We start from the raw sequence: 21,543 nt of genomic DNA, 5'->3' as shown, positions 1-21,543 counted from the left end.
GCAGCTACTTCTGGTCGTCCTCCGCTCCCCGCTCACCCTCCGCCTGGGACGGGGTGGTCCGCTGCGTCTGGGCGTGGCGGAGCTTCTTCTGCTTCTCGTCCAGATCCTCGTCCAGCCGCTCCCCCTCGGCCTGCGAAGGGGTCGAGTACTCGTCGTACTGACTCATGTCCGCCTCCCGGGTACCTACACGTACAGATCCCTACATAAGGAGCCTAGCTCTCCGGCCCGGACGCGGCCCGGCCACCGGGTGGCGTCGCTACCATCGGCCCCGTGAGTGCTGACGCATCCCCGCGGGACCCGCTGCTGGACGATCTGATGCCCTGGGCCGTGGGCTCCCTGCGCCTGGGCCGGTCCTGGATCGCGGCCCCCGATCCGGCGACCCTGCGGGCCCGGTGGGCCGCCCTGGCCGCCGCCGAGGGCCCCGAGCGGGAGCGGCTGTTCCGCCCCACCCGGGCGCGGACCACCGGCGCCGGGGCGGCGGCCCTGCCGGGCCAGCGCGCCGGGTCCACGGCCCGCTTCGCGGACACGCCCGGGCCGCGCCCCGACCCCGTACGGATCCTGCGCGAGCCCTACGACGAACAGTGGCTGCTGCCCGACCAGCGGCTCATCGACCTGGCCCGCCCGGAGCTGTGGCGGGTGCTGGACGAGCAGCAGCTGTTCGTCGTGGAGCCGGCGCAGCCCGCGGCGCTGCTGGTCACCGCACACCTCCCGGCGGGCCGCCTCGGCCGGATCCGCCCGCTGCACCGCCGCCCGGGCGGCGCCGAGCCCAATCTCGCCCCCGGGCTGCAGCACCTGCTCGGGGAGCAGTACGGCACCTGGGTCGCCCCCGAGGACGTGCTCTGCTGGATCCTCGCCGCCGGCCGCCCCGGGCCCCGGGGGTACGAGGTCCCCCTCACCGCCGACGCCGCGCGCTGGCGGGCCGGGCTGGAGCTGGGCCACCGGGTGCTCTCCGTCCGGCTCCGCGGGGCCCGCGGCGGCGAGGCACCCCGGCTGCCCGGCGGGCGGCGTCCGTACGTCCGCTCCGCCCTGCCGGCGTGGCCGCGGGAGCTCTCCTACGACCCGGAGACGGAGACGCTGACCGTCGGGGACGGCGGCACCGTGTCGCCCGTACCCGCCTCGGCCTGGGAGTACGAGGTCCAGGGCGTCCGCGTCCTGGAGTCCTGGTTCGCCGCCCGGCTCGCGCACCGGGACCCGGAGGCCGAGGGACTGGACGCGGTCGGCCCGGCCGAGTGGCCGCAGGGCTGGACCACGGAGCTGCTGGCGCTGGTCACGACCCTGGCCCTGCTGGCCGAACTGGAGCCGGAGCGGGCCGCGTTCGAGGTCGGCCCGCCCCTGGACCCCACCGCGCTGCGCCAGGCCGGGGTCCTCCCGCCCCCCGCCTGGACCCGGCGCCCGGCCTCGGTCCTGGACCACCAGGAGGAAGGCCCGGGCGGCCAGTTCGCCCTGCTCTGACTCCGTGACCGGGGCCTCACACCGGGGCCCGCGGAGTCCCCTACCCGCCCTTCCACCGTTCCCCGGGCTCCGCCCGGACCCCGGCCCTCAAACGCCGGACGGGCTGAAAGCAGGGGACCCCGGGCTGCGGTGCGGCGGGGGTCAGGAGCCCCAGGCTCCCAATAGTCGCGACACCGAGCGGTCGAACATCGCGGCCGGATCGGCCAGTTCGCCCGGGACGCCCGGCGCGGTCGCGAGGACGCCCGCCAAGAGCGGGTAGTCCCCCGTCATCAGCCGGGAGCCGAGCCAGGCCGCCCGTACCGCCTGTTCCTCCGCCTCGCTCCAGGGGAGCTGGCGGGCCCGCTCGGCCAGGGCCAGCTCGCCCGCCACGAAGGTGGCGACCGTGCCGTTGACCGCCGCGATCAGTTCCAGCTTCTCCCCGCTCGGGGCGTCCAGCGGCGCCAGGCAGGCCAGGCTGTGCTCCAGGTACCGCAGGGCGTTCGGGCCGAATCCGTGGACCGGGCTCAGCAGCCGGGGCAGCCAGGGGTGCCGGTGCATGATCGCGCGGGTCTGGCGGGCCAGCGCGAGCTGGTCGGCCCGCCAGTCGCCGGCCGGCGGCGCGAGATCATACTCCCCGCTGACCGCGTCGACCATCAGCTCGTACAGGTCCTCCTTGCGCGGTACGTAGTTGTAGAGGGACATGGTCCCGGCGCCAATCCCGGCCGCCACGCGCCGCATCGAGACGGCGTCGACCCCCTCCTCGTCGGCGATCCGCACCGCCTCGGCGGCGATCGAGTCGCGGCTGTGGGCGGGCCGGGGGCCGCGGCCGGCCCGCGGCGGGCGGGCCCAGATCACTTCGGGTTCAGCGGAGCGGCCGCTGGGTGTCATCGCTCATCACCTCGTCCATCCCCACCATCGTAGTTACGTACGGCGTACGTAGTCAGGTAGGGTGCACCACATGACTACTACGTACGCTGTACTTAGTGAGGGTCTCGAGAAGAGCTACGGCAAGGTCCATGCACTGCGCGGCCTCGACCTCGCCGTACCGCCGGGCACGGTGTGCGGTCTCCTCGGCCCCAACGGCGCGGGCAAGACCACCGCCGTCCGGATCCTCAGCACCCTCACCGCACCCACGGCCGGCCGCGCCCTGGTCGCGGGCCACGACGTGACCCTGGACCCGGCCGCCGTCCGTCGCAACATCGGGGCCACCGGTCAATTCGCCTCTGTCGACGGGGATTTGACCGGCGCCGAGAACCTCCGGCTCTTCGCGCGCCTCGCCGGACTGCGCGGCCGGGCCGTCCGGAACCGCGCCGACGAGCTGCTGGAGGGCTTCGGCCTCGCCGAGGCCGCCGACCGGGTGGCGGGCACCTGGTCCGGCGGGATGCGCCGGCGCCTCGACCTGGCCGCCGGACTGGTCACCCGGCCCCGCGTGCTGTTCCTCGACGAGCCCACGACCGGCCTGGACCCGGCGGCCCGCAAGCAGATCTGGAGGGCCGTACGAGACCTCGCGCGCGAGGGGACCACCGTGCTGCTCACCACCCAGTACCTGGAGGAGGCCGACCGGATCGCCGACGACATCGTGGTCGTGGACCACGGCCGGGCGGCCGCCACCGGCACCCCTGCCGAGCTCAAGGCCCTGATCGGCGCCTACGCCGAGGTCAGCGTCGACGGGGCCGAGGCGCTCGCGCACGCGGCCGCCGTACTCGACCGGCTGACGGGGGGCCTGCCCGCGCTGGACCGGGAGCGCCTCACCGTCGGCGCGACCGTCCTCGACCCCGGGCTCACGCTGCCGCAGATCGTCCGGGCGCTCGACGCGGCCGGCATCGCCGTCACCGACGCGAGTCTGCGCCCGCCCACCCTCGACGAGGTGTTCCTGCGCCTCACCGCGGCCCGTCCCGCCACCGAACTCAAGGAGAACGCCGCATGAGCACCCTGCTGTCCGACGGCGGCGCCGTCCTCACCCGCCAGCTGCAGAAGGCCCGGCACGCCCCGGGCCTGCTGATCCTCACGCAGACCATGCCGGTCACCATGCTGCTGTTCTTCGGCTACGTCTTCGGCAGCGCGCTCGCCATGCCCGCTTCCGAGTACCGACAGTTCCTGGTCCCGGGGCTGCTCGCCGCCACCGCCGCGAACGGTCTGATGGCCGGCATGTTCACGGCCGCGCAGGACGCGCACCGCGGGGTGACGGACCGCTTCCGGACCCTGCCGATGAGCCGGAGCGCGGTGCCGCTCGGGCAGACGGCCGCGGATCTGCTGACGACCGGCGTCTCGATGGTGCCGCTGATACTGGTGGGGCTGGCCATGGGCTGGCGGGCGGAGAACGGACTCCAGGGGGCACTCGGGGCCTTCGGCATCCTCCTTCTGTTCCGCTTCGCCACCGCATGGGTGGGGACGTACCTCGGCCTCCTGAGCAAGAGCGAGGAGGCGGCGGGGCAGCTCGGGGGCGCCACCTTCGTCCTGCCGATGCTCTCCAGTGCGTACCTGCCGACGGCCGGGCTGCCGGGGTGGCTGCGCACGGCCGCCGAGTGGAACCCGATCAGCGCCGTCGCCACGGCAGTGCGCCAGCTCTTCGGGAACGCGGGCGGCGAGGCCGCCGCGGGCGCCGCCTGGCCGGTCGCGCACCCGGTCGCCGGGGCGCTGCTGTGGTCACTGGCCCTGCTGGCGCTCTTCGTGCCGGCGGCCACGCGCCGGTTCGCGCGCGGCCTCGGCTGAGCACGATCCGGCCCCTACGGCACCGGGGTGATGGGCACCTGTACGGTCCGCTGGAAGGACGCGGGGCCACCGGAGTCGAGGGCGTCCGCCACGGTCAGCTGGACGTCGGCGGTGAAGCGGCAGCCGATCGAGGCGATGCCGCACACCCGGTAGCGGACCACGACGCTCCGCTCGGAACCGGCGGGCACCGAGCCGACCGCCTGCGGCACCGGGCCGATCCGGGTGACCCCCGGGGAGCTCGTGGCCGCATCGTTCAGGACCACGCCGAAGGCGTCTCCGGGTCCGGTGTTCCGGATCCGGTACTCCACGCTCAGGGTCCGCGAAAGGTAGGCGAACGGGCCGCCCCAGAAGGCGCGGTGGGTCACGGCGATCGTGGGCTGGAGGGGATCCGCCGAGCCGATGAGGTTCAGCGTCCACAGCCGGCCGGTGCCGACGGAGCTTCCCATGTTGACGAGGTTGAAGGTGCCCGAACCGGTGGCCTGGCCATAGGAGTTGCCCGGTGTGGTGTCGGCGACGACCGCCCAGGTGCCGCCCCCGGAGATCGCGCTCCCGCTGTGGGCGAGGGTCGGCGCGGCGCAGCTTCCGGCGCTCAGGGCCAGGGTCAGGGTGCCGCGCGCGTTGGTCAGTGTGACGCGCCCGTCGTTGCCCCGCAGCGCCGCCTGGGTGGCGCCCAGGTTGACCGGCAGGTCGAAGGCGAGCTGACCGGGCAGCGAGGAGAACAGCCCGGCGGGCACCGACTGACTGCCGGTGATGCGCCGGGACTCGGTGAGCGGTCCGCTCGTGCAGTCCGGAGCCAGGCTCGTCACGGTCCCGTTGGAGTTGGACACGGAGATGTTCAGCGGCGTCGGGGCGAGGCCCGCGGCGGGCGCCGGACCGGCAGCCAGCGCGAGCCCGGCGACCAGAGCTATCACCACGACCGCCACCCGCCGGATCGGGGAGCGCTGATCGAGTGCGGTCGGGCGTCTCATGGGCAACCCTTCGGTGCGAGTCGAGGGACGACGCGCCATACCATACGCAGACAAATCGCCAGGAATGGGGGATGTCACCATCCTGCGTGGTGACAGATCCCCCTCCAGGCCGGTAGGCAGGGCGTCATGACACCCGACCGTCACAGCGACACGCACGCCACCGACCCCCTCCCCCTCGACGGCATCACCGTCGTCTCCGTCGAACAGGCCGTCTCCGCCCCCTTCGCCACCCGCCAGCTCGCCGACCTCGGCGCCCGGGTGATCAAGGTCGAGCGCCCCGACGGCGGAGACTTCGCCCGCGGCTACGACACCGCCGCGCACGGTCTCGCCTCGCATTTCGTGTGGGCCAACCGCGGGAAGGAGTCGATCGCCCTCGACCTCAAGGACCCGCGCGGCCGCGAGGTCCTGCACCAGCTGCTGCACGGCGCCGACGTGTTCGTGCAGAACCTCGCCCAGGGGGCCGCCGCCCGGCTCGGGCTCGACTCCGCCGCGCTGTGCGCCCGCTACCCCCGGCTGGTCGCCGTGGACGTCTCCGGCTACGGCCCCGAAGGCCCGTACGCCCACAAGCGCGCCTACGACATGCTCGTCCAGTGCGAGGCGGGCCTGGTCTCGGTGACCGGCACCCCGGAGCAGCCGGCCAAGGCGGGCATCCCCGCGGCGGACATCGCGGCGGCCATGTACGCCTTCTCGGGCGTCCTCGCCGCCCTGCTGCGGCGCGGGACCACCGGGCGCGGCGGCAGGGTGGAGGTGTCGATGCTCGACGCCCTCGCCGAGTGGATGGGGCATCCGCTGCACCACACCATGCACGGCGGGGAGCAGCCGGTGCGTACCGGCCTCGCGCACGCCGTGATCGCACCCTACGACGCCTACGCGACGGCGGACGGCGACCGGGTCCTCCTGTCGGTGCAGAACGACCGGGAGTGGCGCCGACTGGCCGAACAGGTACTAAAGAAGCCAGAGTTGGCCGAAGACCCAACCTTCGCGACGAACGCCGCACGCACCGCGAACCGCGAGAAGACCGACGCGGTGGTCGCCGAGGCACTGGCCCGGCTGGGCGCGGACGCGGCGATCGGCCGGCTGGAGGCCGCGGGCATCGCCTGCGCACGGCTGAACTCGGTGGCACAGCTCGCCGCGCATCCGCAGCTGGAGGCCCGGGACCGCTGGCGGGAGGTGGGCTCGCCTGCGGGCCCGCTGCGGGCCCTGCTGCCGCCGATCGGGCTGCCCGGCGGCGCGGCACCGCACATGGGTGCGGTGCCCGCGCTCGGCGAGCACACCGAAGTCCTGCTGCACGCCCTGGGGATGACGGGCGAACAGATCGCGGCACTGCGCCGGGACGGTGTGGTTCGCTGACTGGGCAGGGTTGATCAGGCCGGGGACGGAACGGCGGCACTACGGGGACGGGACGCCCCACGAAGGGGCGACCCACGAAGGGGACGGCTACGAACGGCGGCTGCCGAAGAGCGTGCGCCGCAGCCTCCGCAGCGGCGCGAAGAGCGATACGCGCGCGCTCCGGCTCCGCAGCCGGTGCGTGTGGTCGCGCGAGGTGAGCTCGCGCATGAGCAGCGTCGCCTCGGCGGTCTCGCGGTGCGGGACGGCGGGACCGCCCAGCACGGCGAGGTGGCGGTCGAGGCGCGAACTGGTCGCACCGCTGCCGCACGTGATGGCAGGCACGCGGGGCGGCCTGCTGCGCATTGCTATCTGTTCCATGTCTCTCCCCACCCGTATGAGGGCACCCGGCCCACCGGGCAGGGTAACCCTATCGTCCCCACGTCGCGCACGGGTATCCCGGTGGTGTGAATTGGCCGTGTGGCGACCGGGAGTTGACGATTACTCAGCGGAGTCGATCGTCACTCTCCGCTAGAACGGGCGGGGTTCGGGGAGTCGCACAACTCCCGTCACGACTCCCGTCACGACCGGAGCCACGGCGCGCGCTCTGCGCTAACTTGGAGTGATCGTCCGGTAACGCTCTTGGGGGCGCGCGTGAATGAGGCTTTCGGTGACTGAGTCCGCGGCGAACGGGGACGGCGCCGGCGGGCGGGTCATCGCCGGACGGTACCGCCTGCTGGGCCCCCTCGGCCGCGGCGGGATGGGCATGGTGTGGCGGGCCCTGGACGAGCTCCTGGGGCGCGAGGTCGCCATCAAGGAAGTGCGCGCACCGGCCGGGATGGACGAGGCCGAGGTGACCCGGATGTACCGGCGCCTCGAGCGGGAGGCCTGGGCCGCGGCCCGCGTCTCGCACCGGGGCGTGGTCACCGTCTACGACGTGGCCACCGAGGACGGCCGGCCCTGGATCGTGATGGAGATCGTACGGGGACTCTCGCTCGCGGAGGTCCTGGAGGGCGACGGGCCGCTCACCCCGCAGCGGACCGCCCACATCGGCGAACAGGTGCTGGCCGCGCTGCGCTCCGCGCACGAGGCGGGGGTGCTGCACCGGGACGTCAAACCGGGCAACGTGCTGATCGCCAACGACGGGCGGGTGGTGCTCGGCGACTTCGGGATCGCGAGCCTGGAGGGCTCCACCGCCATCACCATGACGGGCGAGGTGGTCGGCTCCCCTGAATTCCTGCCGCCCGAGCGGGCGTTGGGGCAGGAGCCGGGCCCCGGGTCGGACCTGTGGGCGCTCGGGGTGACGCTGTACCTGGCCGTGGAGGGGGTCCTGCCCTTCCACCGGGAGTCCCCGGTGGCCACCCTGCGGGCGGTGGTGGACGAGGAGCCCCCGCCGCCGCGGCGCGCCGGACCGCTGACGCCCGTCCTGGAGGGGCTGCTCGTCAAGGATCCCGGGCAGCGGCTGTCCGCCGCGGAGGCGGCCCGGATGCTGCGCATCGTCGGCGCGGGCGGGACCGTACGGGCCTCCGGCGGGCCGGTGTCGGGTCCCGCTCCGGGTCCGGGGCCGGACGGCTCGGACCCGGCCGCGCGGCACCCGTACGGCCACCCCACCCCGCCCCTGCCGGCACCCGGCCCCGGGACCGGGAGCGCGACCGGCCCGGCGTGGACGCCCGCCCCCGAGCCCGCGCGCAGCGGCGCCGGGCTGGTGCTGGCCGGTGGGATCGTGGTGCTGCTCGCGGTGGTGGTCCTGCTGGGCTGGCTGCTGCTGAAGGACCGCGACCCGGGCGGGGAGGGCGGAGCCGGGGCGACACCCACCCCGACGGCCACGCAGAGCGCCCCGCCTTCGGCGACCCCTTCTCCCAGCGCTTCCCCGTCCCCCTCACCGTCCCCTTCCGCCTCCGCCTCCCCTTCGGCCACGCCGCCGGGGATCACCCTGTCCGCCGTCCAGGCGGTCCGGGACGCCTACACCGGCACGTGCCCGGCACCCGCCGGCAAGGCTCCCGCCTTCACCGCCACCGTGGCGGTGGACCGGACCCCGGCGGTGGTGGAGTACCGGTGGGCCACGCGCAGCGGGCAGACCTCGGGCCCCGGCTGGCAGACCCTCGCGTACCCGGCGGGCGGGCCGGTGAGCGTACGGCTGGACCACACGGAGCTGACGCACTATCCGGACGCGACCTTCGAGGACGCGGTGCGGCTGGAGGTCCGGGCGCCGTCGGCGGCGGCCTCGGCCTGGCTGGAGTTCTCGGTGACGTGCGAGGAGGAGACCCCGACGGGCGGAGCCTCCTCCCCGGGCACGCCCGGACCGGCCGCTTCCCCGTCACCCAACCCGGGGCCGACGGCCAGTCCGTGACGCGGACGCGGCCATCAGAACGCGCCTCAGGCCATCAGGCCGCGCTGGTGAAGACGGGCAGGTAGCCGCCGGACTGTCCGGCGGCGGTCGGGTGGTAGGACTCGCCGATGTTCAGCCAGTTGACGCTGTGCAGCCACGAGCTGCTGGAGCAGATCTCGTGCCCGGTGAAGGCGCCGGCGACCGAGGCGAAGGCGAAGCCGTGGTCGGCGGCGCGTTTGGCGATGGCGGCGTTGAGGTGGTCGGAGGCACCGTTGATGGCCTTGCGCTCGCCCTCCGACAGCCCCGCCACGCAGGTGCCATTGAGCTTGTAGAAGCGGGGGTAGCCGAGGACGACCACGCGGGCGCCCGGGGAGCGGCTCTTGATGGCGTTGTAGACCTGGTCGAGCTGGCCGGGGAGGGTGGAGTCCACGTACCCCTTGGCCTGGTTGACCCGGCTGACGCAGGTGGATTCGGACTGGAGCACACAGGTGGTCATGACGTCGGAGAATCCGGCGTCGTTGCCGCCGATGGTGATGCTGACGAGGTCGGTGCCGGAGTTCAGGGGTGCGAGCTGGCCGCTCATCACATCACCCGTACGAGCGCCCGAGCAGGCGGCGAAGGAGAAGGTCTGGGGGGAGTGGGCGGCGGCCCACAGGGCCGGGTAGGCGCGGGTGGTGCGCTTGCAGTTCCCGCTGGCGCTGTCGTAGTTGCCGGCGCCGACGCCGGAGGAGTAGGAGTCGCCGAGGGCGACGTAGCCGAAGTCGGCGGCGGCGGATGCCGGTCCGGCTCCGAACAGGGCGGCTCCCGCGGCGAGTAACAGGGCAGAGGCCAAGGCGGCGAAACGAGGCATTCTCATGCTCATGTGTGCGGCTCCTTGTGGGGGGTTACTCCGGAGTTACTCCTGAGTCCGTGGTACAAGGAGCAGGGGTCCGCTGGAAGTGTCCATGCCAAGAATGTTCGGGGCAGACACGCGGGCCGAATCTTCACTCGCACGGTGTTTGAAGAGGGGATCCCGCCACTCGATCCGGCGAAACACGGGTGCATGAGGGCAGTTCGTGCCGGATCATGGGCGCCATGCCAGCCAACCCCCAGGACGCACTGCCGATCCGGCTCAACGTCGACGACAGCGACTCCCCGTCGGACGTCGTCGACGCGCTGTTCCTCGGCCGCTTCGCGTCGGGCGAGCAGCCCCACTCGCACAGCGTGTCGATCGACCGGGTCAAGCCGGGCGCGACCCTGCTGCCGGCCGGGGCCACGGTGCTGCGCTCCGCCCGCGACAGCGACCGCAGCGCGACGCTGGCCGAGGGCGAGGGCTGGACCATGCTCGTCTCCCGCTGGAGCCGGGGCGCGGACGTCACGGTGACGGCGGTCAGCGAGGAGCTCGCCGCCGGTGTGCTCGGCGAGGCCACCGAGGGCGCGCAGGACGAGCCCGAACCGCAGCCCGAGAACGTCGCGATGGGGTTCTGGTACGTCTCCCCGCGCCGCGGCCCCTACCGCACGACCCGGCAGATCGCGGCCGGCACGTGGGAGGAGGTGCGGCCCAACTACACGGCTCCGGTGGCCGGGGCGATGGACCGGCTGATGAAGGTGACCCCGGACGACATCGCCGGCCGGCTGCTCCTGCTGCACGGCCCTCCCGGCACCGGGAAGACCTCCGCCCTGCGCACGCTCGCCCGGTCCTGGCGGGACTGGTGCCAGGTGGACTGCGTACTGGACCCGGAGCGGCTGTTCAACGACATCGGCTACCTGATGGACATCGCGATCGGCGAGGACGAGGGCACCGCGAAGAGCCGCTGGCGGCTGCTGCTGCTCGAGGACTGCGACGAGCTGATCCGCGGCGAGGCCCGGCACACCGCCGGGCAGGCGCTGTCACGGCTGCTGAACCTCACCGACGGCCTGCTCGGCCAGGGCCGCAACGTCCTGGTCGGCGTCACCACCAACGAGGACCTGGAGCGGCTCCACCCGGCCGTGGTCCGGCCGGGGCGCTGCCTCGCCCGCATCGAGATCGGCCGGCTGACGCACCGTGAGGCGGTGGACTGGCTCGGCACCGACGAGGGCATCTCCCGCGAGGGCGCCACGCTGGCGGAGCTGTACGCCCTGCGCCGCGGCGCGGCGGGCCCCGCCGCACTGCTGCCGCCGCAGGGCCACGACGCGGACGCGGGGATGTACTTGTAGGCGCGGCGCCCCCGGACCACTCTCGGCTCCCGACCCGCTACTCCCGCGTGCGGGGCGCGCACGGCTCCGGTCCGCCCCGCGGGGACAATGGGGGCGCGGCCGGAGGCCCCCACCGGCCGTGCGCACCTCGGGGGACCCACGAACAGGAGAACGCACCGTGCTCGAACCGGCGCAGGAGAACCCCTTCCCCGACAGCCACGTCCTCGGCGAGGGCCCCGAGCCGCACCCGCAGCTGCAGCCGGTGCTCGGCCTCGTAGGACGCTGGCACGGCCGGGGCAGCGGCGAGTACCCGACCCTGGAGCACGGGTTCCGGTACGAGCAGGAGATCACCTTCAGCCACGACGGCCGGCCCTTCCTCTGCTACGAGTCCCGCGCGTGGCTCATCGACGAGTCCGGCACCGCCCTGCGCCCCGCCGGCCGGGAGACCGGGTGGTGGCGCATCCTCCCGGACGCCTCCGTCGAGGTCACGCTCGCCCACCCGACGGGCATCGTGGAGACGTACGTCGGCCAGGTAACCGGTACGGAGATCGAGATGGCCACCGACACGGTGGGGCTGACCCCGCGGGCCAAGGAGGTCACCGCCATGCGGCGGCGGTACGCGCTGGAGGACGGCGGGCTGACGATCGTGCAGGAGATGGCCGCGGTGGGCCAGCCCATGCAGCACCACCTCCAGGCCCGGCTGTTCCCGCGCAAGGACTGACCCCGGGCCGGTCCGCGCCGGGCCCGGTCCGTCCGCGGTCAGTCCGTTCCCCGTCAGTCCGCGTACCGCGCGCGCAGTGCGTCCAGCGCCGCCGCGGTCGCCTCGTCGAAGGTCAGGCCCAGCCGCCGCGCCCGCTCCGCGTAGGCCTGCGCGGCGGTGGCCGCCTCCCGGGCGGGCCCGTCTCCGGCCGCCGCCACGAAGCTGCCCGCCCGGCCGCGCGTCTCGATGACGCCGTCCGACTCCAGCGCCCGGTACGCCTTCGCGACCGTGTTCGCCGCCAGCCCCAGTTCCTCCGCCAGCCCGCGGACCGTGGGCAGTTTGAACCCGGCGGGCAGCCGGCCCGCCCGGGCCCCGGCGGCGATCTGGGCGCGCAGCTGCTCGTACGGGGCGGCGGCGCCCGGCGCGCCGTCGATGCGGATCTTCAGGTGCGGAGAAGTCGAGGTCACGCGGCCGATTGTCCCCCATCCGCGGGGAAATTCGCAGGCGCGGGACTCCGCCGCCGCCTACCGTCGCACAGGTGATCACCACCCTTCGCGACGTACGTCCCACCGACCCCCGGGACGCGGAGTCGGTCGTGCGCGTCCGCCGCGCCGCCCTCCCCTTCATGATCGGCACGGCCCGCGGCGTGGCCCATGAACTCGCCTCGGCCCACCCCGGCAAGCGCTACCGCGTCCTCGTCGCCGAGAACGCCGACGGCCTGGTCATCGGCACCGCCCAGGTCGGCATCGCCCACGAGAGCACCGAGCCCGGACAGGGCTTCGTCAACGCCTACGTGGACCCCGCCCACCGCGGCCTGGGCGCCGGGAGGGCGCTGCTCGGCGCGGCCGAGGAGCATCTGCGGGCCGAGGGCGCAAGGACTTCGTTCGCCTGGGTCCTCGACGAGCCCGCGCACCGCGCCTTCGCCGAGCGCCACGGGTACCGGTCCTCCCGCTCCGCGCACTTCCTGCGCCTCGACCTCGCCGCGGCCGACCTGCCGGCGCTGCCCGGGAAGCTCCCGGACGGGGTCGAGCTGCGCGCCGGTTCGGCCTTCGCCGCCGATCCGCGCCCGCTCTTCGAGGCCGACGCGGCGGCGGTCCTGGACGAACCGGGCGATGTTCCGGTGGAGTTCGACGACTACGAGGACTGGCTGCGCAACACCTGGGAGCACCCGTACCTCGACCGCGAGCTCACCACCGTGGTCCTGGTGGACGGCGAGGTGGCGGGCTTCACCGCCGCCCACACCGACGGGGCCGGACGCTACTCCTCCGCCATGACCGCCACCCTGCGCCCCTTCCGCGGCCGGGGACTGGCCCGGCTGGCCAAGACCGATTCGCTGCTGCGGGCCCGCGCGGCCGGCTGCACCGAGGCCTTCACCGGCAACGACACCGGCAACGCCCCGATGCTCGCCGTCAACGCCCGCTTCGGGTACGAGGTCTGCGCCACCGAGACCCGCTTCACCAAACAGCTCTGAGAGCAGGAGACACCACGATGACCGACCGATTGACCGTCGCCCTCACCAAGGCGGGCCGTACGAAGATCCGCTACCCGGCCGAGCTGGTCGCCGACACGGGCACCCGGATCACCGTACGGGCCCCCTGGGCGGCCCCCGGGGTACGGGACTTCGGCTTCGTCCGCTTCGAGCCGGGCGACGTGTTCACCGAGCACTTCTGGCGCGACCGCTGGTACGCGGTCAAGGAGGTGCGGACCGGCGGGGGCGTGCTGAAGGGCTGGTACTGCGACATCACCCGCCCCGCGACGGTGGAGGACGGGGTGATCCTGGTCGAGGACCTGGACCTCGACCTGTGGGTGTCGGCCGACGGAAGCTCCGTACTGCGGCTCGACGAGGACGAGTTCGCCGCGAGCGGCCTCGACGGCACCGATCCCGAAGCGGCGGCCCAGGCGGTACGGGCCCTGGACGCCCTGGAGGCCCAGGCCCGCTCGGCCGCGGGACTCTCCGCCCTGCTGCCTTGACCCTCGGCCCCACGGCCCGGGCAGGGCCCTTCCTGTGGGCCCGCTTAGTGGCTCCTTAAAGGGGCCCTAAGGATCGGCTCCCGGGGCCCGAACCCCGTGGAACCCGGCTTCCGGGCGGTTAGTTTGGCTGGGCCAGGGAGGGCCGGAGGCGGCGCCGCGAACCCGTGAGGGGCGGCGCCGCACAGCCCCGGTCCTCCGGCGCACCCACGACTCGCGCAGCCCTGTGCCGTGCCCAGAGGAGATCCACCATGCCCGCACGCCGTACCGCCGCCCGCATCGCTGCCGGTCTCGCCCCGCTCGCCGTGGCCGCGTACGCCGTCGTCCCCGCGGCCGCCCACGGTTCGATGACGGACCCGGTCAGCCGGGTGGCGGCGTGCTACGCGGAGGGCCCGGAGTCCCCGAAGTCGGCGGCGTGCAGGGCGGCGGTCGCGGCGAGCGGTGCGCAGGCGTTCTACGACTGGAACGCGGTGAACATCGCCAACGCGGCCGGCAAGAGCAGGTCCCTGATCCCGGACGGACAGCTGTGCTCGGCGGGCAACGGCAAGTACAAGGGACTGGACCTGGCGCGCGCCGACTGGCCGGCGAGCCCGATGAGCGCGGGCGCGCACACCTTCCGCTACAAGGGGACCGCCCCGCACAAGGGCTCCTTCGAGCTGTTCGTGACGAAGGACGGCTACGACCCGTCGAAGCCGCTGAAGTGGTCCGACCTGGAGCCGGCGCCCTTCGTGAAGGTCACCGACCCGGGAATGCAGAACGGCGACTACGTCTTCTCCGGCACCGTCCCGAACAAGTCCGGCCGGCACCTGATCTACAGCGTCTGGCAGCGCTCGGACAGCCCGGAGGCCTTCTACACCTGCTCGGACGTGGTCTTCGGGAAGGACAACGGGGGGCAGCCCGGCCCCGGACCGAGCGAGAAGCCGAGCGGGAAGCCGAGCACCGCGCCGAGCTCGAAGCCGAGCGGGAAGCCCGGCTCCACGCCCTCGCAGCAGCCCTCCGCGCAGCCTTCGCAGCAGCCCTCGGAGGAGCCCGCGCCGCGACCCTCGGCCCCCACCGACCAGCAGATCTCCGAGGGCGCCGGCAAGTCCACGGTGGAGCACAACGGGCACGGGGACAACGACCCGCAGACGAACGGCGGCAGCGACCTCGCCGAGACGGGCGGCAGCAGCGCCACCCCGGCGATCGCGATCGCCGGGGCCGGAGTCCTGGCCGTCGGCGCGGCCGTGCTGTTCGGGCTGGCCCGCCGCCGTGCGACCCCGGGCCGCCACGGCCGCTGACGCACGCCCACGGCGGGGGCGGGCAGCCCATCGGGGCCGCCCGCCCCCGCCCGCCGTCAGGAGAAGACCGACGCGCAGGTGGTCCGTTTCGCGTGCGCCGGGTCGAGGGCGTTGACCGCCTCGTGCCAGGCGATCCGGTCGGTGAGCCCGATGGCCACGTGCTCCGAGAGGTCCACCGGACACAGGTCCTGGAGCAGGACGTTGCGGACGTCCGGCCCGGAGAGGAACTGGCTCCGGTACGGGGTGACCACCTCGTCGTAGCGGGTGGCGATCACCGTGTACGCGACTCCGGGGACGGTGTCCCCGCCCTCGTTGAGCTTGGTCTGGAAGGGCGATCCGGCGATCTGGTCGGCGAGGCCCGGGGTGGCCGTGCTGATCAGGTCCTCCGCGCCGGGGAAGTACGGGAGGAGCTTGGTGAGGCCGAGCAGGGTCGTCCCGTGGTTGTCGGGGGCGAGGCCGACGAGGGCGTTGACCTTGTCGGCGCCGCCGAGGAACTTCAGGTAGTAGCGCGGCATCATGCCGCCCTGGGAGTGTCCGACGATGTCCGTCTCGGCCGCTCCGGTGGAGGCGAGCACCTTGTCGACGAAGGCGTCGAGCTGCCCGGCGGACTCGGCGATGGGGCCGAGCCCGTGGAAGAAGGGGACGCCGGGCAGCTGCCCGTAGTCGAGGGAGTAGACGCAGTAGCCCCGGTGGACGAGGTACGGCGCGAAGCCGAGCCAGTTGTCGACGGAGTTCCCGAAGGTTCCGTGCACCAGGACGACGGGCCGGGGGTGGGCGGCGGACGGTTTGCAGGACCAGTTGTTCCAGCCGCTGCTCGGCGCCGCAGCGGCCTGGGCCGCTCCGGTGGGGGCGACGAGCGCGGCGGCGGTCAGGGTGAGGACGGCCAGCGGGCGGAGCAGGCGTCTCCAGGGCAGCATCGTGTGATCTCCTCGCGGTTCAAAGGGGAGTAACGAGGGACGGCGCGGGAAGTACGTGGGGGTGCATCCCGTGATCCGGATCACAAGGGGGGTGCTGCAGCCGTTAAATTACGGGCGAGTAGCAAAACTGGGAAGTTACGCGTCGGTAAAAAATGCGCGGCCCGCCCCGCCGGCCGTCGTCCGGTCGGCCGTCATCCATTCGGCCCTCCCCTGCTGCGCCCGGCGCCCGGTACGCCGAGCGTGTGAGACATGACCCAGACCCCCCACGCAGACCCAGGGCAGTCCGGCGGATTCCTCGCCGAGCTCAAGGACGCCGTCACGGCCCGGGCCGCTCTCCTGGTCCTGGGCGTACTGGCGCTCCAGCTCGCCTTCATCACCTCGTACGTCGGGGCCTTCCATCACCCCAAACCCAGCGAGATCCCGATCGCGGTGGCCGCGCCCGCGGCGCCGGTCGCGGAACAGACGGCGAAGCAGCTCTCCGCGCTGCCGCGCAAACCGCTCGACCCCCGCGCCGTACCGGACGAGGCGACGGCGCTGCGGCAGATCCAGAACCGGGACGTGGACGGCGCGCTGATCGTCGACCCGGCCGGCAGGACCGACAAGCTGCTGGTGGCGAGCGGTGCGGGAGCCTCCCTGTCGCAGGCCGTGGAAGAGATCGTCGGCCGCGTCGAGAAGGCCCAGGGCCGCACCGTGACCGTGGTGGACGTGGTCCCGGTCGCCGCCGGCGACGGGCGCGGCCTGAGCTCGTTCTACCTGGTCGTGGGCTGGTGCGTGGGCGGCTACCTGTGCGCCGCGATCCTCGCGATCAGCGCGGGCGCCCGGCCCGCGAACATGCACCGCGCCGTCATCCGGCTCGGGGTCCTGCTGGCGTACTCCCTCGCGGCCGGGCTGCTCGGCTCGGTGATCGCCGACCCGGTCCTGGGCGCGCTGCCCGGCAGCATCTGGGGCCTGTGGGGGCTCGGCACCCTCGTCGTCTTCGCCGTCGGCGCGATCACCCTGGCCTTCCAGGGCCTCGCGGGCGTGGTCGGCATCGGCCTGGCGATCCTGCTGGTGGTGGTGTTCGGCAACCCGAGTGCCGGCGGCGCCTATCCGTACCCGCTGCTGCCACCGTTCTGGAAGGCCATCGGCCCGTGGCTGCCGCCCGGCGCCGGCACCTACGCCGCGCGCTCGATCACGTACTTCAAGGGCAATGACCTCACCGGGCCGCTGCTGGTCCTGAGCGGCTGGGCCGTACTGGGCTCGGTGGTCACGATGGTCTGCGCGGCGGGCCGCCGGGGCAAGGCCGGGCCGCCGGTGGGCAGCGGGCTCCCCGAGGAACCGGACGCCCTGCCGGAAGAGGAAGCCGTGCGATGAACAACCCCGTCCACCTGCGCAACCGCATGGGCCCGGCCGAACAGGCCGTCTCCGTCAAGCGGATGGAGCCCAGCGCGCAGGCGCAGCTGGGCCCCCTCGGGCTCACCGGCTTCATCGTCGTCACCACCATCGCGACCGGCATCGACGCGGGCATCTTCCCCGAGAAGCTCAGCCACTCCGTGCTGCCGCTGGTCGGATTCTTCATCGGCGGGCTCGCCCAACTGCTGGCCGGGCTCTTCCAGGCGCAGCGCGGCGACACCTGGCACGCCACCGTCTTCGGCGGCTTCGGGCTGTTCTGGATGTCCAAGGCCCTGCTGCTCCAGTGGGTGCTGCCCGCCACCGATCCGGCGCTGCGCGGGGACGTGAGCGGGCTGTTCACGCTGCCGTGGGTGTTCGTGGTGTTCGTGCTGTGGATCGGCAGCTGGCGGATCCACCTGGTGCTGCTGTCCACCTTCACCTGCGTGCTGGTGGTCTTCGTGGCCATGACGATCAGCGGGTTCACCGGCTCGGTGCTCTGGAACCGGATCACCGGCTGGAGCGGTCTGCTGGCCGCGCTCGGAGCCACGTACCTGCTCGCCGGCCAGATCATGGCGAGCACCTGGGGCCGCCAGGTGCTGCCGATGGGCCGCTTCCTCGCCCCCGAGGAGCACCCGGAGGCATGACCTCTCCGACCAGGGCGGCTGCATGATCACGACCCTCGCGGTGGAGAACTACCGCTCCCTGCGCAAGCTGATCGTCCCCCTCGGCCGGCTCACCGTCGTGACCGGCGCCAACGGCACGGGCAAGTCCAGCCTGTACCGGTCGCTGCGGCTGCTGGCCGACTCCGCGCGCGGCGGCGCCGTCGCGGCGCTGGCCCGGGAGGGCGGACTGCCCTCCACCCTGTGGGCCGGTCCGGAGACGATCGGGCGGGCCGTGCGCGAGGGGCGGTACGCCGTCCAGCCGACGGTCCGCTCCGAACCGGTGAGCCTGCGGCTCGGCTTCGCCGGGGACGAGTTCGGCTACGCGGTGGACTTCGGCCATCCCGCGCCGGTCCGCGGCTCGCTCTTCGGCCTGGACCCCGAGATCAAACGGGAGTGCACCTGGGCCGGGCCGGTGCTGCGCCCCGCCGCCCTGCTCTCGGACCGCGCCGGGCCCGCCGTGCGCACCCGGACCGCGGACGGCGGCTGGCACCGCACCCACGGCGCCCTGCGCCCGTACGACTCCATGCTGAGCGAGCTGGCGGACCCGCAACTGGCCCCGGACCTGCTGGCCCTGCGCGAACTGATCCGCTCCTGGCGGTTCTACGACCACGTCCGCACGGACGCCGACGCGCCGGCCCGCACCCCGCGCGTCGGAACCCGTACGCCGGTACTCGCCGCGGACGGCTCCGACCTGCCGGCGGCGCTCCAGACGATCCGGGAGACCGGCGACCACGCCGCACTGGACACGGCCGTCGAGGCGGCCTTCCCGGGCAGCAGCGTGGCGGTCGCGGAACGGGACGGCCGCTTCGAACTGGAACTGCACCAGCACGGGCTGCTGCGCCCGCTGGGCGCGGCGGAACTCTCCGACGGGACCCTGCGCTACCTGCTGTGGACGGCCGCCCTGCTGACCCCGCGCCCGCCCGCCCTGATGGTGCTCAACGAGCCGGAGACCAGCCTCCACCCCGACCTGCTGGGCCCCCTCGCGGACCTGATCCTGACGGTGGCCCGGAACACCCAGACGGTGGTGGTCACGCACGCGGCCCCGCTCGCGGAAGCCCTGGCGGCGGGCGTCCGGCGCCACCGCGTGGACCTGCAGACCATCACCCTGGTCAAGGACTTCGGCCAGACCGAGGTCGCGGGCCGCGAGGGCCCCCTGGACGAGCCCCTCTGGTACTGGCCGAAGCGCTAGGGCCGGCCGTCTCTTCCGGGTCTACCCGATCTCCACCACGCGGGCCCACGCGGGCGGCGAGTCCGGGACGTAGTCGGGGTCGTCCTCGTCCCACGATCCGTCCGACCCGGCCCGGCGGAACAGCCCCACCACCGTCCGGCACGGCGGCCGCGCCTCCGGCCAGGGCGTCTGCCCGTCCGTCAGGACCACGACCACGTCCGGCCGGGGCCTCGACCGCAGCGCGGTGGCGAAGCCCGTCCGCAGGTCCGTACCGCCGCCGCCCAGCAGCGGGATTCCCTCGGCGCGGCACAGCGGATGGGCGATGCGGGCCGACGCGTCGCACGGCACCACGGTGACCAGGTCCCGGCGGCCGCCCACGGCACGGGAGATCGCGGTGACCTCCAGGAGCGCGCTGCCCAGTTCGGCATCGCTGACGGACCCGGAGGTGTCGATGACCACGCTGACCCGGGGCGGCCTGCGCCGCAGGCTCGGCAGCACGGCGCCCGGTACTCCGGCCGAACGCCGCGACGGCCTGCTGTAGGTGTAGTCGTCGCCTGCGCCGGATCCGGAAGTGGCCGAGCGGACGGCCGCCCCCAACAGCTCCCGCCAGGGCTGCGGAGGGTGAAAGACCTCCTCCGCCCAGCGCTTCCAGCCTCTCGGGGCGCTCCCCGGGCGGCCGTTGATGCCCTGCGCCACCCGGAACCGCACCGCATCGCGTTCCTGCTCGCTGAGCCCGTGCGCTCCGTCCGCTCCGAGGTCCCACTCCCGTTCCAGCCCGTCGGCTCCGCTGCCGCAGTCCAGCCAGACCATGTGCTGCGTGTACGGTCCGAGGCCGAACTGCGTCAGGTACTCCTCCATGAGCTCGCCCTCCCGCAGCCCTGCGTCGGCCGGCTGGACAGCGCCCTCGGGCCGGACCAGCCCGTCGCCGTACGCGTCGTCGTTGATCTCGAAGTCGGCCGCGATGTTCATCCGCAGCCGCTCCCCCGGGCCGGTCAGCCCGCGCTCGCGCGCGACCCGCTCCCCGCGCCCGTGGTGGTCGCGCAGCAGGTGGGACACCTCGTGCACCCAGACCGCGGCCAGTTCCTCCACGGGAGTCCGCTCCACGAAGCCGGGCGAGACGTAGCACCGCCAGTGCCGGTCGACGGCCATCGTCGGCACCCGGCGCGATGCGACGACGTGCAGTGCGAACAGCGCCGTGGCCAGGTAAGGCCGCACGCGCACGGCGTGCAGCCGGGCGGCGTAGAGCTTGTCCAGGTCCAGTTCCAGGTCCAGCGCCACAGGCGGTACGGGCACCTGCGGTACGGCCGCCGCGGCCGTCATCGGCCCGCCCCGACCGCCGCGCCCGAGCGGGCCGCCGCCCGGTCGGCCCGCCGGGACAGGGCCACGGCCCCGGCGAGCCGGTCGAGCGCGGCCGGCACCTCCCAGTCCTCGCGGCGCAGCGCGGCGAGCGTGCTCGCGGGGACGACCACCAGGTCCGGGGCGCCGGTCTCCAGGGCGCGGGCCAGGAGGGCCCACGCCGCGTCCCACCGGGACTTCTCCGGGCGCCCCCGCACGGCCGCGACGACCCCGTCGAGCACGGCCTGGCGCAGGTCCCCGCGCTCGGGCAGGACGGCGGCCGCCGGGTCGGCGAGCAGGGACTCCGGGTCCGGGAGGTCCATCCGGTCCAGGCTCGCCAGCAGTTCCAGTCCGGGACCATCTCCCACGGTTCCCCTCACCAGCAGGGACAGCACCTCCCGGGAGGAGCCGGCCGCGGTCGCGAAGGCGATCAGGCGGAGCGTCATGTCCCAGCTCCGGGGCGAGGGCCACGGGCCGCCCCGGCGGCTTTCCCCCGAGGGCAGCTGGTGGACCAGCTTGGGCCGGGCGGCGAGCAGCCCGCACACCGCCCGGCGGGCGAAGTCCACGGCTTCGGGGAGCCGTTCGGGGTCGAGCCGGGGCAGGGTGGCGCGTGGCCAGGTCCCGCCGAGGCCGCGTACCACCACCTCGTGATCGTGCGTCCACTGGAGGTGGACGAAGCGGTTGGCCAGGGGCGGGCTCAGCTCCCAGCCGTCGGCCGCGGAGGACCGCGGGTTGGCGGCGGCCACGATCCGGACCTCGGGCGGCAGCCGCAGGGTGCCGATCCGCCGCTCCAGTACGAGGCGGAGCAGGGCCGCCTGCACGGCCGGCGGCGCGGTGGACAGTTCGTCGAGGAACAGCAGCCCGCGGCCGGCCCGTACCAGGCGCACGGCCCAGTCCGGCGGGGCCATCGGCACGCCCTGCTCCGCGGGGTCGTCCCCGACGACGGGCAGGCCGGAGAAGTCGGACGGCTCGTGCACGCTGGCGATGACGGTGGTCAGCGGGAGGTCCAGGGAGGCGGCGAGCTGAGTCAGGGCCGCGGTCTTGCCGATGCCGGGCTCGCCCCACAGGAGGACGGGCAGGTCGGCGGCCACGGCCAGGGTCAGGGCCTCCAGCTGGACGTCGGGCCGCGGTTCGGTCGTCGTAGCGCGGAGCAGGGCCAGCAGCCCTGCGGCGACGTCGAGTTGGTCGGTACCGCTCGGGGCGGAAGGAGCGTGGGAATGCATGC

Annotated in this window: 22 protein-coding genes; 13 read left to right on the top strand and 9 right to left on the bottom strand. The window is 74.0% G+C overall.

Going from position 1 to position 21,543, the window contains the following annotated elements; genetic code table 11:
* Positions 1–4 precede the first annotated feature (4 nt).
* Complete coding sequence (locus NLX94_RS21955) at positions 5–166, bottom strand: hypothetical protein (protein WP_254384708.1); 162 nt, start codon at positions 164–166, stop codon at positions 5–7.
* A 149-nt stretch (positions 167–315) separates the two neighbouring features.
* On the opposite strand from NLX94_RS21955, the gene NLX94_RS21950 reads away from it, so the two are divergent.
* A complete protein-coding gene (locus tag NLX94_RS21950) occupies positions 316–1,452 on the top strand; it encodes a type ISP restriction/modification enzyme (RefSeq protein WP_254384936.1) in 1,137 nt (378 codons plus the stop codon).
* Positions 1,453–1,593: 141 nt separating this feature from the next.
* On the opposite strand, the gene NLX94_RS21945 is transcribed toward NLX94_RS21950, so the two are convergent.
* Complete coding sequence (locus tag NLX94_RS21945) at positions 1,594–2,319, bottom strand: TetR/AcrR family transcriptional regulator (protein ID WP_254384707.1); 726 nt, start codon at positions 2,317–2,319, stop codon at positions 1,594–1,596.
* A gap of 70 nt (positions 2,320–2,389) precedes the next feature.
* Here NLX94_RS21945 and NLX94_RS21940 point away from each other — a divergent pair, with 70 nt between their 5' ends.
* Both NLX94_RS21940 and NLX94_RS21935 read left to right on the top strand, forming a co-directional pair.
* Positions 2,390–3,358, top strand: coding sequence for an ATP-binding cassette domain-containing protein (locus tag NLX94_RS21940; protein WP_254384706.1), 969 nt, complete (start codon positions 2,390–2,392; stop codon positions 3,356–3,358).
* Entirely contained in the window at positions 3,355–4,143 is a 789-nt protein-coding gene (locus NLX94_RS21935; protein WP_254384705.1) for an ABC transporter permease, read from the top strand. The genes NLX94_RS21940 and NLX94_RS21935 overlap by 4 nt, the downstream gene beginning before the upstream one ends.
* Positions 4,144–4,157: 14 nt before the next feature.
* Here the strand turns inward: NLX94_RS21935 and NLX94_RS21930 are convergent, their stop codons facing one another.
* Positions 4,158–5,111 (bottom strand): hypothetical protein, encoded by a 954-nt coding sequence (locus tag NLX94_RS21930; protein WP_254384704.1) that lies wholly within the window; start codon positions 5,109–5,111, stop codon positions 4,158–4,160.
* Positions 5,112–5,237: 126 nt separating this feature from the next.
* Between NLX94_RS21930 and NLX94_RS21925 the strand changes: the two genes are divergently transcribed.
* Positions 5,238–6,461 carry a CaiB/BaiF CoA-transferase family protein gene (locus tag NLX94_RS21925; RefSeq protein ID WP_254384703.1) on the top strand — a complete coding sequence of 408 codons (1,224 nt, stop codon included), beginning with the start codon at positions 5,238–5,240 and terminating at the stop codon, positions 6,459–6,461.
* Between the two features lie 87 nt (positions 6,462–6,548).
* Here the strand turns inward: NLX94_RS21925 and NLX94_RS21920 are convergent, their stop codons facing one another.
* The gene (locus tag NLX94_RS21920) at positions 6,549–6,818 is read right to left on the bottom strand and encodes a hypothetical protein (protein WP_030720225.1); all 270 of its coding nucleotides are present in this window, start codon (positions 6,816–6,818) and stop codon (positions 6,549–6,551) included.
* 289 nt (positions 6,819–7,107) lie between these two features.
* On the opposite strand from NLX94_RS21920, the gene NLX94_RS21915 reads away from it, so the two are divergent.
* Positions 7,108–8,787, top strand: a complete 1,680-nt coding sequence (locus NLX94_RS21915; RefSeq protein ID WP_308402487.1) for a serine/threonine-protein kinase — start codon at positions 7,108–7,110, stop codon at positions 8,785–8,787.
* A gap of 34 nt (positions 8,788–8,821) precedes the next feature.
* On the opposite strand, the gene NLX94_RS21910 is transcribed toward NLX94_RS21915, so the two are convergent.
* Positions 8,822–9,622, bottom strand: a complete 801-nt coding sequence (locus tag NLX94_RS21910; RefSeq protein WP_254384934.1) for an SGNH/GDSL hydrolase family protein — start codon at positions 9,620–9,622, stop codon at positions 8,822–8,824.
* Positions 9,623–9,840: 218 nt separating this feature from the next.
* On the opposite strand from NLX94_RS21910, the gene NLX94_RS21905 reads away from it, so the two are divergent.
* Both NLX94_RS21905 and NLX94_RS21900 read left to right on the top strand, forming a co-directional pair.
* Entirely contained in the window at positions 9,841–10,941 is a 1,101-nt protein-coding gene (locus NLX94_RS21905; protein ID WP_254384702.1) for a DUF5925 domain-containing protein, read from the top strand.
* Positions 10,942–11,098: 157 nt separating this feature from the next.
* A complete protein-coding gene (locus tag NLX94_RS21900; RefSeq protein ID WP_254384701.1) occupies positions 11,099–11,641 on the top strand; it encodes an FABP family protein in 543 nt (180 codons plus the stop codon).
* A gap of 53 nt (positions 11,642–11,694) precedes the next feature.
* Here NLX94_RS21900 and NLX94_RS21895 read toward each other — a convergent pair whose 3' ends face one another.
* The gene (locus NLX94_RS21895) at positions 11,695–12,087 is read right to left on the bottom strand and encodes a GntR family transcriptional regulator (RefSeq protein ID WP_254384700.1); all 393 of its coding nucleotides are present in this window, start codon (positions 12,085–12,087) and stop codon (positions 11,695–11,697) included.
* Between the two features lie 71 nt (positions 12,088–12,158).
* On the opposite strand from NLX94_RS21895, the gene NLX94_RS21890 reads away from it, so the two are divergent.
* From NLX94_RS21890 to NLX94_RS21880, 3 genes are all read left to right on the top strand, one after another.
* Positions 12,159–13,091 carry a GNAT family N-acetyltransferase gene (locus tag NLX94_RS21890; RefSeq protein ID WP_254384699.1) on the top strand — a complete coding sequence of 311 codons (933 nt, stop codon included), beginning with the start codon at positions 12,159–12,161 and terminating at the stop codon, positions 13,089–13,091.
* 17 nt (positions 13,092–13,108) lie between these two features.
* Positions 13,109–13,591 carry a DUF402 domain-containing protein gene (locus NLX94_RS21885; protein ID WP_254384698.1) on the top strand — a complete coding sequence of 161 codons (483 nt, stop codon included), beginning with the start codon at positions 13,109–13,111 and terminating at the stop codon, positions 13,589–13,591.
* 248 nt (positions 13,592–13,839) lie between these two features.
* The gene (locus tag NLX94_RS21880; protein WP_254384697.1) at positions 13,840–14,865 is read left to right on the top strand and encodes a lytic polysaccharide monooxygenase; all 1,026 of its coding nucleotides are present in this window, start codon (positions 13,840–13,842) and stop codon (positions 14,863–14,865) included.
* A gap of 56 nt (positions 14,866–14,921) precedes the next feature.
* On the opposite strand, the gene NLX94_RS21875 is transcribed toward NLX94_RS21880, so the two are convergent.
* Positions 14,922–15,782, bottom strand: a complete 861-nt coding sequence (locus NLX94_RS21875) for a triacylglycerol lipase (protein ID WP_254384696.1) — start codon at positions 15,780–15,782, stop codon at positions 14,922–14,924.
* A gap of 249 nt (positions 15,783–16,031) precedes the next feature.
* Here NLX94_RS21875 and NLX94_RS21870 point away from each other — a divergent pair, with 249 nt between their 5' ends.
* The 3 genes from NLX94_RS21870 to NLX94_RS21860 are packed head-to-tail and all read left to right on the top strand — an operon-like array spanning position 16,032 to position 19,004.
* Positions 16,032–17,135, top strand: coding sequence for a DUF3533 domain-containing protein (locus tag NLX94_RS21870; RefSeq protein ID WP_254384695.1), 1,104 nt, complete (start codon positions 16,032–16,034; stop codon positions 17,133–17,135).
* Positions 17,132–17,797, top strand: coding sequence for an acetate uptake transporter (locus tag NLX94_RS21865; RefSeq protein WP_254384694.1), 666 nt, complete (start codon positions 17,132–17,134; stop codon positions 17,795–17,797). The genes NLX94_RS21870 and NLX94_RS21865 overlap by 4 nt, the downstream gene beginning before the upstream one ends.
* 22 nt (positions 17,798–17,819) lie before the next feature.
* Positions 17,820–19,004 carry an AAA family ATPase gene (locus NLX94_RS21860; RefSeq protein ID WP_254384693.1) on the top strand — a complete coding sequence of 395 codons (1,185 nt, stop codon included), beginning with the start codon at positions 17,820–17,822 and terminating at the stop codon, positions 19,002–19,004.
* Between the two features lie 21 nt (positions 19,005–19,025).
* Here the strand turns inward: NLX94_RS21860 and NLX94_RS21855 are convergent, their stop codons facing one another.
* The gene (locus tag NLX94_RS21855; RefSeq protein ID WP_254384692.1) at positions 19,026–20,303 is read right to left on the bottom strand and encodes a VWA-like domain-containing protein; all 1,278 of its coding nucleotides are present in this window, start codon (positions 20,301–20,303) and stop codon (positions 19,026–19,028) included.
* Positions 20,300–21,541, bottom strand: a complete 1,242-nt coding sequence (locus NLX94_RS21850) for a MoxR family ATPase (RefSeq protein WP_254384691.1) — start codon at positions 21,539–21,541, stop codon at positions 20,300–20,302. The genes NLX94_RS21855 and NLX94_RS21850 overlap by 4 nt, the downstream gene beginning before the upstream one ends.
* Positions 21,542–21,543 lie beyond the last annotated feature (2 nt).

It is taken from the genome of Streptomyces sp. TBY4, assembly GCF_024213195.1.
Lineage (GTDB): Bacteria > Actinomycetota > Actinomycetes > Streptomycetales > Streptomycetaceae > Streptomyces.
Note: the sequence above shows the minus strand (reverse complement) of the source record. Positions and strands in the feature narration are given on the sequence as shown.

What these genes read in the sequence shown, in the direction of transcription:
- NLX94_RS21955 (WP_254384708.1), bottom strand. Translation starts at nt 166, where the DNA reads ATGAGTCAGTACGACGAGTACTCGACCCCTTCGCAGGCCGAGGGGGAG.
- NLX94_RS21950 (WP_254384936.1), top strand. Translation starts at nt 316, where the DNA reads ATGCCCTGGGCCGTGGGCTCCCTGCGCCTGGGCCGGTCCTGGATCGCG.
- NLX94_RS21945 (WP_254384707.1), bottom strand. Translation starts at nt 2,319, where the DNA reads ATGACACCCAGCGGCCGCTCCGCTGAACCCGAAGTGATCTGGGCCCGC.
- NLX94_RS21940 (WP_254384706.1), top strand. Translation starts at nt 2,390, where the DNA reads ATGACTACTACGTACGCTGTACTTAGTGAGGGTCTCGAGAAGAGCTAC.
- NLX94_RS21935 (WP_254384705.1), top strand. Translation starts at nt 3,355, where the DNA reads ATGAGCACCCTGCTGTCCGACGGCGGCGCCGTCCTCACCCGCCAGCTG.
- NLX94_RS21930 (WP_254384704.1), bottom strand. Translation starts at nt 5,111, where the DNA reads ATGAGACGCCCGACCGCACTCGATCAGCGCTCCCCGATCCGGCGGGTG.
- NLX94_RS21925 (WP_254384703.1), top strand. Translation starts at nt 5,238, where the DNA reads ATGACACCCGACCGTCACAGCGACACGCACGCCACCGACCCCCTCCCC.
- NLX94_RS21920 (WP_030720225.1), bottom strand. Translation starts at nt 6,818, where the DNA reads ATGGAACAGATAGCAATGCGCAGCAGGCCGCCCCGCGTGCCTGCCATC.
- NLX94_RS21910 (WP_254384934.1), bottom strand. Translation starts at nt 9,622, where the DNA reads ATGAGAATGCCTCGTTTCGCCGCCTTGGCCTCTGCCCTGTTACTCGCC.
- NLX94_RS21905 (WP_254384702.1), top strand. Translation starts at nt 9,841, where the DNA reads ATGCCAGCCAACCCCCAGGACGCACTGCCGATCCGGCTCAACGTCGAC.
- NLX94_RS21885 (WP_254384698.1), top strand. Translation starts at nt 13,109, where the DNA reads ATGACCGACCGATTGACCGTCGCCCTCACCAAGGCGGGCCGTACGAAG.
- NLX94_RS21880 (WP_254384697.1), top strand. Translation starts at nt 13,840, where the DNA reads ATGCCCGCACGCCGTACCGCCGCCCGCATCGCTGCCGGTCTCGCCCCG.
- NLX94_RS21875 (WP_254384696.1), bottom strand. Translation starts at nt 15,782, where the DNA reads ATGCTGCCCTGGAGACGCCTGCTCCGCCCGCTGGCCGTCCTCACCCTG.
- NLX94_RS21870 (WP_254384695.1), top strand. Translation starts at nt 16,032, where the DNA reads ATGACCCAGACCCCCCACGCAGACCCAGGGCAGTCCGGCGGATTCCTC.
- NLX94_RS21865 (WP_254384694.1), top strand. Translation starts at nt 17,132, where the DNA reads ATGAACAACCCCGTCCACCTGCGCAACCGCATGGGCCCGGCCGAACAG.
- NLX94_RS21860 (WP_254384693.1), top strand. Translation starts at nt 17,820, where the DNA reads ATGATCACGACCCTCGCGGTGGAGAACTACCGCTCCCTGCGCAAGCTG.
- NLX94_RS21855 (WP_254384692.1), bottom strand. Translation starts at nt 20,303, where the DNA reads ATGACGGCCGCGGCGGCCGTACCGCAGGTGCCCGTACCGCCTGTGGCG.
- NLX94_RS21850 (WP_254384691.1), bottom strand. Translation starts at nt 21,541, where the DNA reads ATGCATTCCCACGCTCCTTCCGCCCCGAGCGGTACCGACCAACTCGAC.